Source organism: Indibacter alkaliphilus LW1 (genome assembly GCF_000295935.2).
In the GTDB taxonomy this organism is placed as follows: Bacteria; Bacteroidota; Bacteroidia; order Cytophagales; family Cyclobacteriaceae; genus Indibacter; species Indibacter alkaliphilus.
Genome location: NZ_ALWO02000032.1, coordinates 22,829 through 36,985, shown reverse-complemented (window position 1 = coordinate 36,985; position 14,157 = coordinate 22,829). Strand labels below are relative to the sequence as shown.

The 14,157-nt window shown below is 40.3% G+C and carries 12 protein-coding genes; all 12 read right to left on the bottom strand.

All coding sequences use genetic code 11. The annotated features are described in order from the left end of the window. Positions 1 to 20: 20 nt before the first annotated feature. The 12 genes from ruvA to A33Q_RS09195 all read right to left on the bottom strand — a co-directional run bounded on the left by ruvA (position 21) and on the right by A33Q_RS09195 (position 14,104). Positions 21 to 620 carry a Holliday junction branch migration protein RuvA gene (ruvA, locus tag A33Q_RS09250; protein ID WP_009034291.1) on the bottom strand — a complete coding sequence of 200 codons (600 nt, stop codon included), beginning with the start codon at positions 618 to 620 and terminating at the stop codon, positions 21 to 23. After that, on the bottom strand, positions 620 to 2,887 hold the full coding sequence (locus tag A33Q_RS09245) for an NADP-dependent malic enzyme (RefSeq protein WP_009034290.1): 2,268 nt from the start codon (positions 2,885 to 2,887) through the stop codon (positions 620 to 622). The genes ruvA and A33Q_RS09245 overlap by 1 nt, the downstream gene beginning before the upstream one ends. A gap of 23 nt (positions 2,888 to 2,910) precedes the next feature. Further along, on the bottom strand, positions 2,911 to 4,014 hold the full coding sequence (locus A33Q_RS09240; RefSeq protein WP_009034289.1) for a DUF4837 family protein: 1,104 nt from the start codon (positions 4,012 to 4,014) through the stop codon (positions 2,911 to 2,913). A gap of 73 nt (positions 4,015 to 4,087) precedes the next feature. Next, positions 4,088 to 5,506: a transglycosylase SLT domain-containing protein gene (locus A33Q_RS09235; protein WP_009034288.1), complete on the bottom strand. Its 1,419-nt coding sequence runs from the start codon at positions 5,504 to 5,506 to the stop codon at positions 4,088 to 4,090. Positions 5,507 to 5,518: 12 nt separating this feature from the next. Next, positions 5,519 to 6,952, bottom strand: coding sequence for an Asp-tRNA(Asn)/Glu-tRNA(Gln) amidotransferase subunit GatA (gene gatA, locus A33Q_RS09230; RefSeq protein ID WP_009034287.1), 1,434 nt, complete (start codon positions 6,950 to 6,952; stop codon positions 5,519 to 5,521). Between the two features lie 21 nt (positions 6,953 to 6,973). Continuing rightward, positions 6,974 to 7,177 (bottom strand): Sec-independent protein translocase subunit TatA/TatB, encoded by a 204-nt coding sequence (locus A33Q_RS09225; protein WP_009034286.1) that lies wholly within the window; start codon positions 7,175 to 7,177, stop codon positions 6,974 to 6,976. Between the two features lie 112 nt (positions 7,178 to 7,289). Then, positions 7,290 to 8,534 (bottom strand): murein hydrolase activator EnvC family protein, encoded by a 1,245-nt coding sequence (locus A33Q_RS09220; RefSeq protein WP_009034285.1) that lies wholly within the window; start codon positions 8,532 to 8,534, stop codon positions 7,290 to 7,292. A 3-nt stretch (positions 8,535 to 8,537) separates the two neighbouring features. Continuing rightward, entirely contained in the window at positions 8,538 to 9,272 is a 735-nt protein-coding gene (locus tag A33Q_RS09215) for a DUF4292 domain-containing protein (RefSeq protein WP_016255007.1), read from the bottom strand. Further along, the gene (locus A33Q_RS09210; protein ID WP_009034283.1) at positions 9,265 to 10,995 is read right to left on the bottom strand and encodes a tetratricopeptide repeat protein; all 1,731 of its coding nucleotides are present in this window, start codon (positions 10,993 to 10,995) and stop codon (positions 9,265 to 9,267) included. The genes A33Q_RS09215 and A33Q_RS09210 overlap by 8 nt, the downstream gene beginning before the upstream one ends. Positions 10,996 to 11,180: 185 nt before the next feature. Further along, a complete protein-coding gene (dut, locus tag A33Q_RS09205; protein ID WP_009034282.1) occupies positions 11,181 to 11,615 on the bottom strand; it encodes a dUTP diphosphatase in 435 nt (144 codons plus the stop codon). A 161-nt stretch (positions 11,616 to 11,776) separates the two neighbouring features. Continuing rightward, the gene (locus tag A33Q_RS09200; protein ID WP_009034281.1) at positions 11,777 to 13,297 is read right to left on the bottom strand and encodes a lipopolysaccharide biosynthesis protein; all 1,521 of its coding nucleotides are present in this window, start codon (positions 13,295 to 13,297) and stop codon (positions 11,777 to 11,779) included. Positions 13,298 to 13,318: 21 nt separating this feature from the next. Beyond that, complete coding sequence (locus tag A33Q_RS09195; RefSeq protein ID WP_009034280.1) at positions 13,319 to 14,104, bottom strand: enoyl-CoA hydratase/isomerase family protein; 786 nt, start codon at positions 14,102 to 14,104, stop codon at positions 13,319 to 13,321. Positions 14,105 to 14,157: the final 53 nt, after the last annotated feature.

Here is a 14,157-nt window from a genome sequence, read left to right as displayed (position 1 = left end):
GACCTGATATTTAGAGGTTGTTAAGGTGTTTTTAAAGATGCTTTAATTAATTCTTCTAAAGAAATATCCATTCCTGTTTTTTTCAAAACAGCAGCGATATTTTTTTCGGCTGTTGCTTTTGGAAAACCCAGAGTAATCAAGGCCTGTAACGCCTCCTCCTTGATTTTATTGTTAGATTTGATAAATCCCAGATTTGCAGAAGAGCTTTCTGTTGGGTAATCTTTTTTGATTTTATCCTTAAGCTCTAGGACAATTCTCTGAGCAGTTTTGGCGCCTACCCCTTTGACATTTTGAATCGTTTTAAAATCTTCCGAAACTATTGCCTGTTCTAATTCCTCAGTACTCAAGGAGGATAAAATCATCAGACCTGTCGTAGGCCCCACGCCTGATATGGATGTGAGATTTAAAAATAGCTTTTTCTCGGCTTCTTCCTTGAATCCAAATAGTGTATGAGCGTCTTCCTTGATATGCAAATAAGTGAGGAGCATTATCTGCTCCTCATCTTTTATCTTGGAATATGTCTGTAAAGAAATCTTTACATGGTATCCCACACCTGAAATATCTATGATTACGTATGTGGGATCTTTATAAACTAATTTACCTTTTAAATAAGCGATCATTATGAACTTTTGGTTTGTGCATCTACTACAGCGATAGCAACCATGTTGATGATTTCTCTGATTGAGCTACCAAGCTGTAATATATGCACAGGCTTATTCATTCCCAAAAGTACGGGACCAATTGCTTCGGCATGGCCAAGTTCTGAAAGTAATTTATAAGCAATATTTCCCGAACTAAGGTCAGGGAAAATCAGTGTATTGGCCCTATTGCCTATTAGATCACTGAATGGGTAATTTTCTTTCTGAATTTCTTCATTGAGAGCAACATTGGCCTGCATTTCTCCTTCAATCACCATATTTGGGTATTTAGCTTTTGCCATGGCTGTGGCTTTAGCTGTTTTTGATGCGACTTCACCTTTGGCCGAACCAAAATTGGAATAGGAAAGAATAGCTACTTTAGGGTCAATATCGAAAAACTTCACGCCATTAGCGGTAAGCCCGACGATTTCTACAAGTTGCTCTGCCGTGGGGTTTACATTGACAGTAGTATCAGAAAAGAAGAATGGGCCTCTTTCGGTATTCATGATATACATCCCAGCTACCCTGTCTGTTCCTTCTTTTACTCCGATTACATGAAGAGCGGGAAGAATTGTTTTTGGATAATCTTTGGTCAGACCTGAAATAAGCGCATCTGCTTCACCCAATTCTACCATCATGGATCCGAAGTAGTTCCTGTCTTTCATTAGTCTAAAACACTCCTTGGGTGTAAGTCCTTTTCTTTTTCTTTTTTCAAAAAGAATGTTTCCGTATTTGGTCAGTCTTTCATCGTCAGTGTAAGGATCTACGATTTGTACCCCACTGAGATCAAGTTTGTTTTCAGCAATGATTTCGTCGATTTTTTCTTTTCTCCCAAGCAAAATAGGGATGGCGACTTTTTCATCCCGAAGTACCTGAACTGCTTTGAGGATTTTTACATTGTCAGCTTCTGCGAAGACAACACGTTTTGGATTCTTTTTGGCTCTTGTGACTACCCGGAGCATCAGTCTTTGGTCAATGCCGATTCTTTCCTGAAGTTCAAGCTCGTAGGCTTCCCAATCTGTTATCAAGGTTTTTGCCACTCCTGACTCCATCGCTGCTTTTGCTACAGCAGGCGCGATGGTTGTAATCAGTCTTGGATCCAAGGGTTTAGGAATGAGATAAAATCTGCCAAATGCCATTTTTGCATCGCCGTATGCTTTATTGACAATTTCGGGAATGGGTTCTTTGGCAAGTTTTGCAATTGCTTTGGCAGCAGCCAATTTCATTTCCTCATTGATGGAAGTAGCTCTGACATCTAGTGCACCTCGGAAAATGTAAGGAAATCCCAAAACATTATTTACCTGATTAGGGTAATCGGATCTACCTGTAGCCATAATGAGATCATCTCTTGTTTCCATTGCCAAATCATAAGCGATTTCCGGATCCGGATTGGCCAAAGCGAAAACAATAGGGTTTGGAGCCATTGCTTTAATTTGATCGGGACTCACAATGTTTCCGGCAGAGAGGCCAAGAAAAACATCAGCGCCAGTAAGCGCTTCTGTAAGGGTATTGATGTCCCTATGCGTAGCAAATTCCCCTTTGATAGCATCAAGGTTTTGCCTGTCCATTCGGATAGCCCCTTCTTTATCACACATGATGATATTTTCTCTTTTGACGCCCAGACTCATATAAAATCTAGTACAAGAGACAGCTGAAGCTCCAGCTCCGTTTACTACAAGCTTGATTTCATCAATTTTTTTGTCGACTACCTCCAGTGCATTGAGCAGTGCTGCCCCGGATATTATAGCTGTTCCGTGCTGGTCATCGTGCATGACAGGAATATTCATATCCCTCTTCAAAGTCTGTTCTATGACAAAGCATTCAGGAGCTTTGATATCTTCCAGATTTACACCCCCAAATGTAGGCTCAAGTGATTTGATGATTTGGATGAGTTTTTCAGGGTCTTTCTCATCGATTTCAATGTCAAAGACATCGATTCCTGCAAATTTTTTGAAAAGTACACCTTTTCCTTCCATAACTGGCTTGGAAGCTTCAGGGCCTATATCTCCTAATCCCAATACTGCTGTTCCATTGGAAATGACTGCCACAAGGTTTCCCTTTGCAGTATATTTATAGACATTTTCTTTATCTCTTTCTATTTCCTTGCAAGGCTCTGCTACTCCTGGAGAGTAAGCCAATGCAAGATCCAATTGACTGGAAAGTGGTTTGGTGGGTACTACTTCAATTTTTCCCGGTTTACCTTGGATGTGGTAACTTAGGGCGTCTTCTTTTCTGATTTTAATGGCCATAAAGGTGTTTTTTGTTAATAAAATCAGCTGGCTTGATCTTCTTTGGGAGAAAGCTCTGTAGCCAGCAAAAGTGTTTCAATCTCGCGGATGGCTTCTCGATGTGCCTCGTTGGGGTAATAAACAAAACCCTCCATATAGTAGAGTTTGCCGTTTTTGTCATCCACGACCACATAGCTCATGAATGAACCGCCCATGCTGAGGTTGTTGGTCTTCCATCCACCTCTGATTTCTATTGCAAAATTATTGTTGATACTGAAATTTGTAAATACAGGAGTAGGATCTACCCGCTCGGTTACCAAATAGGAATTCCTATTATTTGGATCTCCATAAATATGCATTTTTGTAATACTTTCTCTCAATGCCAAAAGAGATTCCGGAAAAAGCTGCTCCTCTGAATAATAGTCTGTTTCATAGAAAAACAAACTGATATCAGCCCTGTCGGCTCTCGGTGTAGGCTGTCTTAGCCATAAAAAATTATCAGTGGTTTTGGCGATCTGGTAGGAGGCGGGGACATTGACTTCCAAGCCTAAGTCACGCCCGGCAACTTTGGCAGCAGAACTTTTTCTATTTAAAAGCACACGTTCAAGCCGATTTCTTTCTCTTACCTGAAAGAGGTTTTGAAGCTTATTTTTATTTTCCCGAAGATTTTTGACAAGCTCCTCTTCATTATTTCCAAATAAGTAAATCACCTCCTGGCCTACAGCAAACTCATCTTCACTTCTAAGAATGTATTTGCTTGGGTCTGATGCTGCCTGTTCTTTTGCTTCTTTGCTGAATAAAGCATTGATATTTTGGCTGGCGGATTTCCTATCATCAAATGTGGTGACATATACAATATTGGTTGCCATTTTAAGCATCCGGTTCATACCTCTAGGATCAACTTTCCTGATATCGAACATGCTCTCGTCCCTGATAAGACCGTGTACATCTTCTTGGAAAATATCTTTCAAAGCGCTCCCGACAGGGCCATCCCACTTGGCGGAGTCTATTGCCAGGATTATCTCGCCCACGGCTCCTCTGGCTTTTGGCTTTGTAGAGTTTTTGGATTCTTCTGTCTCCTCACAGCTCCAAAATACGATAGAGGCAAGGCCAACAAGCAATGCTGTAAATATTTTTTTGACAATCATTTTTTAGATGTTTTTAACCTTGTACAAGTTATCAATTATCGGAAGGATTAAAAAGTTTTTACTAAATAAATAGTTATCCTATAATTAATTTCTGCCCTGGCTTGATTTGATTAGTATTGAGGTTATTCAATCTTTTGATCTGTTCTACGGATATGCCACTCAGTTTTTTGGAAATTAGCCAAAGGGAATCCCCTGGTTGCACTGTATACACTTTAGGATTTTCGCTGGATGAATTGTTAGCCGCAATGGAATTATCAAAAGATCCATTTTTGGTATAGATATAAAGTGTTTGCCCAATTCTGATGTTATTGTTAGATAAATTGTTCCATGCTTTGATATTGGTGACGGTAGTTCCGTGATTCTGAGCAATTTTACCTAAAACATCACCGGACTTTACTTTGTAGGTTACTCTTGTTCTTTCACCAGTGCTTACTTCTGCATTTGCCTGAGCGACTGCTCTTACTGCACTTTGATTACTGGCCAACCTCAGGTCTATAGCTCTTTCTGTTGTCAGTTTTACAGCAGAAGCAAAATGTTCTTTATTCTCCGTGATGTATTCCACTTTGCTTTTTGGGACTCTTATAGCCATGTTTTTGTTTGAAGCAGGAACTAGACGGTGTTGAATAGATGGGTTGAGGTATTCAATATCTTCTATACAGATACCGGTGAGGTTGGCAAGTTCTTCCAGGTCAAGCTCTTGGTTGAAATTGATTTTTTCGAATGCAATAGGATAGCTGGGCTCTTCCAATACAAAATTATGCTCCTCAGCATGTCTGATGAGATACATCATGGCCTGGAATTGGGGGATATAGCTTCTGGTTTCCCTTGGAAGATAATTGTATAGGTCCCAGAATTTTGATTTACCTCCAGATCTTCGGATTGCCTTCCTGACATTGCCGGGACCGCAATTATAAGCAGCTAGAGCCACTTCCCAGTCGTTAAACATTCTGTACAAAGATTTGAGGTACTTGGCAGCGGCTTCAGTGGACATTTCCGGATCCATGCGGTCATCAATGTCCATATTGGTGTGCATATTATACATTCTGCCAGTAGCTGGCATAAATTGCCAAAGTCCCATGGCACCCACTCTCGATTTTGCTTTTGGATTAAGCCCGGATTCTATGATGGCCAAAAACTTCACATCATCTGGCATGTCGTGGGCAGAGAGCATTTCTTCAAACATTGGGAAGTAAGTATCCATCCTTTGAAGTACCATTTTGGTATAGTCTCTGTTTCTGACAGCGAAATAATTGATGAAAGCAAATATACGTTCGTTGAGCTCAAAAGGCATGCTGGTTTCCATTGCCTTGATTCTTTGCTCTACCTGTTCGTATGTGAAATCGGGGATGTATTCAAACTGATAATGTGGAGTAATCGTCTCTTCATCCAAACCTGTACTGTTCAGTTGAAAAAGTTCCTGACCATGAGAAAACTGAATGATTGCCAAAAGCAGTGCGAGTGAAGCGCAGAAAGAGCAAATTTTCTTTTTCATGGTCAGGATTGTTTAAAGGTTGCTGTTTTGTTCAGATAAGTATTTGGCAAAAGCATATAATTCTGCTTCTTTGAATGAGTTAGCCATTATCTGAAGGCCTATTGGAAGTCCTTTTTTATCTTTTCCATTTGGAATGGAAATTGAAGGTACTCCTGAAACTGAGGCCTGTACAGTGAATAAATCTTCCAGATACATGGCTACCGGATCATTATTATGCTCTCCAAACTTAAACGCTGTAGTCGGCGTCGTTGGCATAATAATATAGTCATATTTTGTCAATAAATTCTCTGTAAATTCCTTGATCAATCTTCTTACCCTTTGTGCTTTTGTAAAGTAAGCATCGTAATAACTTGCACTGAGAACAAATGTCCCCAACATAATCCTCCTTTTGACCTCTTCGCCAAAACCTTCTGAGCGGGTCATTTTATACATACTTTCCAGATTATGTGCATTTGGAGTTCTATATCCATATTTTACACCATCAAATCTGGACAAATTCGAGCTCGCTTCTGCAGTGGTAAGAATGTAATATGTAGGAAGTACGTATTTGAGTAAAGGGAAGTGAACTTCGTCAACCTGATGTCCTTCTTCTTTTAACCTGTTGAGTACAGAGATGGTATTTTCCTTGATTTCTTCCTGCAATGCGGGAGATTCAATTGTTTCTGTGAGATAGGCTATTTTTGCCCTTTTATCAAAGTGCAGTAACTCAGAATAATGAGGTACGTCTTTTCTGGAAACTGTACTATCAAAATTGTCCGGTCCTGCCATTACTTCCATGACTAAAGCATTGTCCTGTACATTTCTGGAGAAAACCCCTATGGTGTCAAAAGATGATGCATATGCTATCAGCCCCCACCTAGATACTCTGGAATAGGTAGGCTTGATACCCACTATTCCTGTAAAAGCTGCAGGCTGTCTGACGGATCCTCCTGTGTCAGTACCTAAAGAAACAGTACAAAGATTGGCCTGTACAGCTACAGCAGAACCACCAGAGGAACCACCCGGTACTCTTTCTTCGTCTGCTGCATTCAATACTCGACCATGGGCAGAATTCTCATTGGAACTGCCCATCCCGAATTCATCACAGTTGAGTCGGCCAATAATGATGGCATCTTCATCGATGAGCTTTTGAATAGCAGTGGCAGTGAATTGAGACTTGAATCCTTTGAGGATTTTACTGGAAGCATTGGATTCATGATCCATGTAGACCAATACGTCTTTGATTCCTATAACCATTCCGGCTAATTTCCCGGCTTTACCTGAGGATATTTTTTCATCTACAATGGCCGCTTGTTCCAAAGCAGATTCCTTATAAACTTCAACGAAGGCGTTGAGATGCGCCTTCGTCTGAATATTTTCGAGGTAATAATTTACAATCGCTTTACAATCGGTTTCCCTATTTTCAAGCGACTTTTGTATGTCGTCAAATGAAAGGAATTTTTCCAAACTTATTTTATTTGAGTCAATTTAGTTTTTTGTCTTTTTTTCTTTCAGGCCCTCTTCAAGGTCGTCCTGAATTTCTTTGGTTGCATCTTTGAATTCTCTGATTCCCCTTCCAAGTCCTCTTGCCAATTCAGGGATTCTCTTAGCTCCGAATAGAAGCAAGATCACCAAAATGATTAGGATGATAGAACCTCCACCCATATTTTGTAAGAAACCCAATGTTGTCATGGTTGTATTGTTTAAATTATTAATTACTACAAAGATATAACAGCCTTACGCTTAGACCAAGGAAAGCCGCCACCTTATCCTGCTTTTTTTATAAATATACGAATTATTTGTTTTATCGCCCTGCAAGCCAAATGGATGGGTTCATGGGCTGAAGTCCTTTCCAAGTCTCAAAGTGCACTTCTGCAACTCCGTCTTTATTGGTGTATACCTGTCCAATCACCTGTTTAGCAGTCACTTTGTCTCCTGATTTGACCGAAACTACCTTTAGTTTGCTGTACATGGAATAATATTCTCCATGCCTCACTACAATAGTACCTCCATATCCAGGAATGGTTGCAACCTTAATGACTTCTCCATCAAATACAGCCCTCACGCTGGCGTTTGGTGTGGTTTGAATGTCAATTCCGTCATTATCCTCAGTCACTCCTTTGACCGTAGGGTGGGGGTGGGTGCCAAATGGCCTGGAAATGAAACCGCTTTCCACCGGCCAGGGAAGTTTTCCTCGGTTACCTGCAAATGAATTGGATAGTGCTGCAGCTTCTGGCGTAAGTGGAATAGAGCTTCCAGATGATTTTGTAGCTGTAGAGTTTGCTTTTTTTGCTTCAGCTTCAGCCCTTCTTATCTCTTCTTCTATGATTGCCCTGATTGCTTTGTTCAGGTTCTCTTGCTGCTTTTTGGCCGCGGCGATCTGTTTTCGAATGTCTTGTTCTTGTTTGGTAAGTGTGTTTATAATTCCCTGTTGTTCCTGTTTGGCCTTATCCAATTGTTGCTTTTGTTGCTGTTCTTGCTGCAGAACCACTTGCTTTTCGGATTTTTTATCTTCCAGCCCAGCTCTCTGCACGGCTAATTCAGCAGTAACTTTTTCAATCTGCTCTACCTGTTTTTTCCTTGCATCCGAATACTGTTTCAGATATTTAAGTCTCATGTAAAACTGCTTGAAAGTGGAGGAACTAAATACAAATGCAGTCATAGTCATTCCCTGATTGAGTTTGGATGAGGTGTAAATCATACCCGCATACTCCTCCTTCATGTTTTTCAAATCATTCTCCAAGGCTATGATTTTGTTTTCTGTTTCCTTGATTTCTGAGTCTAGCAGCCTTACTTCTCTGTTCAGGGTATTGATGTAATTCACCCGGTTCTGAAGCTGTTTGCTGACTACATTGAGTTGACCTACAGAAACTTTTTTTGTTTCGGCTGTTTTTTTTAAGATCTGATCAAATTCCAAGAGTCTTTTTTGGATTTCTGCTTTTTCGCGTTCCAGTTCAGCTCTGGTTTTTTTGGTCTGGGCATGACTTGTTAGACTTGGTGCCAGCCAAACAAAGAGTAAGAAAATCAAGATAACTCTGAATTTCAACATACTTTAGAACCGAAATGGGAAAGATAATGGAGAACTGACCAATTCTGTCCTTGACATTTCAAGATTGACAATCGATGCCTGAGGTCCATCGGGAGTATTAAAGGAAAGCCTCAGGAGCATTTGATTGGGGAAAGGTTGATTTTCCAAATCTTCAAAAACATGGTAATTGGCCATGAGGGAACCTTTTTCCTTCATGGAGGTGCTGGTGAGCTCTGCTACCTTACCATGTTGTGTACTGACTCTGGAGTGGTATCTAAATCCTTCCCGGGCTTGTGTGAGTTCAAAATATTGCCCTACCCTGATCAGGCGGTCACGATAACTGAACTCATGCGGAATATTTGCAAAAATTATATTTTGAAGCAGATCAAGACTTAAGCTCAGATCATAAATTGTCTCAACTTCTTGAAAAGTAAGATTGATATCCTGGCCATTGAGACGGTCTTTGATCATCACTCTGTCTTTGGTAATGGTTCCTCGGAATGCTTCCAGGCCTAGTCCAGGAGTAATGCTAAACCAGAGGATACTGTCTTTCTTGGCACGGATGTTAATGGTTCCTCTAGTCGTTTTACCAGAAGGCTCTTCAATAACAATTCTACCTCTTGCCGTCAAATTGTCAAACTCAAGGTAAACAGGATTGAATTCCTGCATGACCTCATCTGAAGTGTAAAGGTTAGGTTTGGGTGCACAGCCGATTCCAACAATCAGCAGTACCCACATGGCTAAAAAAGACCTAATCATAATATTTTTGATCCTTGATTTTTTTGAATAAAAGTTCAGATGTTTCATCCCCACCCTCAGCTTGTTTCCAGAAGCTGATAGCCTCATTTCTTTTGCCAAGATGATATAATATATCTCCATAATGCTCAAGCATGACACCACTCGGCGTTTCTTCATTTTCCAGAGCAAGTTCCATGAATTTTTTTGCTTCTTCGTACTCCTTCAATTGGAATAAAACCCAAGCGTGCGTGTCAAGGTAAGTAGAATTTTTGGGATGTTTTTTAACCAATCTCTCTGACATCTTTTTGGCTTTGTCCAAGTCTTTTTTGGCTAACGATAAAAAGTAAGCATAATTATTCAGTACATGCTCATCATCAGGTCTTTCTTTCAATACTGACTCGTAGGCTTTAAATGCTTTTTCTTTTTCTCCGAGTTGATGAAATGAATCTCCCATCTGTCCTTGAACCAAAATGTCAAGCTGCTTATTTCTACCCTGATTTATTTCCTTGGCTTTTTCCAGAGATTCAATAGCCTCTTCTGCTTTTTTTAGTGCTAGCTTAGCTGTACCATCAAAAAACCAAAATTCAGCCCTTGTTGGAAATTCCTCAACTGCAAGCTCCGTGTAAGTTTCTATATCTTTAAAGTCCTTCCCGGAATCAAACATTGTCATGATGATTCCCTGAAGCACTTCTGCATTGGAAGGGTCTATTTTGATACTTTTTTCATAAAATTCCAAGGCTTCTTGCCTTTGGTCATTGAAATATAACCTGTCTCCCACGACAGTGAGTACATCAGCATCGTTGGTATGCAAATTAACCATTGGGCCTTGAAGAGCATCCAGCAGCTTTTCTCTTCGGGCAGTTTTCATTTCTTTCAAGATATCAGAAAATGCTTCGGCTTTGACTGCAGCTTCCAGATCAGGATTTTTGAAAGCTTCAATGATCAGGTCCTCAGCAGTTTCCAAATCCCCCTTTTCCTTGTATAGTGCATAAGCTGCCATTTGAAGGTCAGGTTGGTTGGGGTAGGCTTTTAGAGATTCTTCTACCAGTTGTATGGCCTCATTTGAGCGGTTATTGTTAAAAAGGATTTCAACTAAATTGAGAACAAACTGTGAATTTCCGGGATGTGCCTCAATTAGATTTCTTCCCTCATTGATGGCACTTTCAAGGTCATTCTTTCTGAGGTAAATCCTTTGTTTTTGAACGGTGAGCTGCTCCACTATTCCATAATAATCTTCGGCCCTGTTCAATGCGTCCAATGCATTGTCGTAATCTCCTGCACTGAGATAAAGGGAAGCTAAGTCAAGGATGTAATTTTGGTTTTCTTCTGAATTACTCATCAGGTTTTCCAAAATATCAGCAGCAGCTTCTGGGTTTCCCTGTTTGGAAAAAGCCTCTGCCATGACCAAATTATAGTACTTGTTTTCCGGATCACCTTCCACAGCCAAAAGCCCATATTCCATGGCATCATCCACCCGGTTTGCCCGGAGAAGTATTTCGGCTATTTTAAAATTGATGGCAGGATCATCAGGACTCAATTCCCTAGCTTTTTGAAAATAAAAATAGGCTTTGTCAAAGTCTTCCAGCATCATAAATCTTTGCCCGTCGACAAATAATCTGCTTGCTTTTCTCTCTTCCAGTTGCTTTTTCCTTTCCTTTCTTGACAGTTTCTCCTGAGGAAATGCCTGAAAGCCCAAAAAGAAGCTGAGTATTATTATGATGAAATTTCTGATTTTAATTTTCACGTGTCAACGGTTATATTTATTTCATGCCTGAAATGCCTTTACGAAGAAGCAAAGATGAGGTTGGGTTTGCTAATTGGGAAGAGCATGAATCACAGCTATAACGCAAACTTAATGCCTTTTTGTTCTTTCCAAACACAAGAAGGCTTGCCCTTGATCCAATCTATAATAAAAACCTTTAATTTTAATTACTTTTTCCCAGTACTTCCATAACCTCCAGTGCCCCTTTCTGTTTCTGAAAGCAATTCACTGAGCTGCCATTTGATCTGTTCGTGTTTGGCTACTACCATTTGGGCGACTCTTTCACCGTTTGCTACGGTAAAAGGTTCGTTGGACAGGTTTACCAATAATACTTTAATTTCTCCTCTATAGTCGGCATCTATTGTACCAGGTGTATTCAGTACTGTAAGCCCGTGCTTGAAAGCCAATCCTGACCTAGGCCTTATCTGAGCTTCGTATCCTGCGGGCAATTCAATAAACAGTCCTGTGCCAATTAGCTTTCTTTCTAATGGAAGCAAAGTGACAGGTTCATCTAAATTTGCCCTCAGGTCAAGACCTGCTGATAGCTCTGTCTGATATTGGGGCAGATCATGTTTGGAATTGTTGATGACTTTGATTTGCATATACTTTTTAAATTTATATTATAGGATAGGCCAATTCAGGAATTCAAAAAAGAATACGGTCAATTTACGTGGATTCATTCAGTGCGAATAACCTTGGTGAACATCACTGGTGATGGTTTAGACTTTTCCTGAATTAATAGCATTACCTTTGAGAGGACTTTTTATGATTTAGGATTTAGTCTGTCGCGTATTTTCTGAACTTCTTTTTTTTCCAGCCACAAAACTACAAGAACAAAAACAATCAACAGACTATTCTTTCCTATAAATTGAAGAAAAGGTGTACCCCAGTCCCAATAAAATCCAAGATAACTCAGCCCAAAGGCCATCAAAAGGTAAAAAATCCCCTTTCCGGCTTGGTAAGGTATTGGAAAATGTTTTTGCCCAATGAAATAGCAAGTAATACTCATGACTGTGTAGCAGCAGAGTGTACTTAGTGCTCCTCCCATTAACCCGATTCTGGGAACAAGCGTCAACATGACTGTGACAGTTACTATAGCACCTAAAACAGTGATGTAAAAGCTGTATTTTGTTTGATCTGTAAGTTTAAACCAAATGCTGAGATTGAAATAAATTCCAAGCATCAAGTAACCGAGCAGCAAAACAGGTACAATATGATTGCCCATAGCATAACCCTCACCTCTTAGAAAGAGGCTACCTATCAAATCCAGATTTACTGAAACCGCTATCATCAAGCCTGAGCAAAAGATAATAAATGCGTGCATTACGGTAGCAAAAGTTTGCGGACTGTTTTTTTCAGTGGACTGATTGAAGAAAAAAGGTTCTGCAGCATATTTAAATGCCTGAATGATGAGGTTCATCAAAATGGCCAATTTGAAGTTGGCACCGAATATACCTGTAGCTTCTCTTGATGTCAGCCCTTCATAGAAACCTTCAGGTAGCACATATTCAAAGATAGTCCGGGAAAAAGTTTCATTGATAGTTCCAGCCAATCCCATAAATAAAAGTGGGAATGCATAATGCCAAATGGGTTTGAGAAATTCTCTGTTGATGGCAAAGCGGAATGTTTTGGTCAACCAGATCAAAACCGGAATCATTGCCGCATTCGCTATTAAGTTGGAAATAAAGATATATTCGACTCCCCAATCAGGGTTGTATATTTTGCCGATTAGGGGCACAAGCTCCGAAAACCAGTTCCCATTCCATATCTGATAACAAAGGACAATAAAAAAAACATTCAGCCCCACATTGATCAGGATATTGCTCAGTTTGGTAAGGGCAAATTGAAAAGCCTTGTTTTCTTTTCTCAGCTTGGCATAGGGTATCACCAAAACTGCATCAATGGCCAATATCCAGGCAATCCATCTAAAAAGATGCTCTTGCCCTTCATAATTGAGCCATGAGGCCAGGGTGGGTGCGGAGAGATAAATGATAGCCCCCAAAGAAAGGGAAGTGGTGATCAGTAATGATTGAATCTGGGAGAAGACTTTTTCAGGATCCAGACCTTTTCCCGTGGCATATCGGAAATAAGTAGTTTCCATCCCATAGGTAAAAATAATGTTGAAAAGTGCCATATAGCCATATAGAGCTGTGTAAGCTCCTACAGCGTCTTTGGTCAGGTAAGCTGTGTAAATGGGTATTAATAAAAAGTTAACAGTGCGGCCAAGGATACTGCTGATCCCATATATAGCTGTCTGTCCGGCTAATTGTTTGAGTTGCCCCATGGTTAAAAAAGAAAAGGGGATTTACTCCCCTTTGAAAACCGGTTTTCTTTTTTCAAGGAATGCCGAAGTGCCTTCTTTATAATCTCCCGACTTGACACATCGGGCAAAACTGTTTGCTTCAGTTTGATAACCATTTTCACCTTGGATAAATACTGCATTGACACAGTCTACAATCATTCCAATGGCTAATGGCGCCTTACTCATGACCTTCTGGATGATTTCCCCTGCTTTTTCCATAGCTGCTGCTTTGGTCTCGCAGACATGATTTACAAGGCCCAAAGATTTTGCTTCCTCTGCCCCTATCATGTCTCCCGTCATCATTAGCTCATTGGCTTTTCCTCTGCCAATCAGATAAGTCAGTCTTTGCGTTCCACCGTATCCTGGAATAATTCCCAAATTTACCTCAGGCTGTCCAAACTTAGCGTTTGCTGTAGCAATTCTCATGTGACATGCCATTGCTAATTCACATCCGCCACCTAAGGCAAATCCATTGACAACGGCAATCACAGGTTTGTGACAGTTTTCTATGAGGCTGAATATTTCCTGCCCGTTTTCGGCAAACTTCCTTGCGTTGAGCTCATTGAGCCCTGCAATTTCACTGATATCGGCACCTGCAATGAAGGCTTTTTCACCTGAACCGGTGATGATTACTGCCTTGATGTCCTTATTGTCCGATACTTCATTAAAAATATTCCTGATTTCTTCGAGGGTATCAAAGTTCAATGCATTGAGCTTCGATTCTCTATTTACTGTCAGGTATAAAATCCCTTCTTTTTCTTCTGAGAGAATGTTGGTATTATCAGCCATTGGATTTGGTGATGGTTAGGGGCCAAATATACAAGGCTGACAGGCATTCCCAA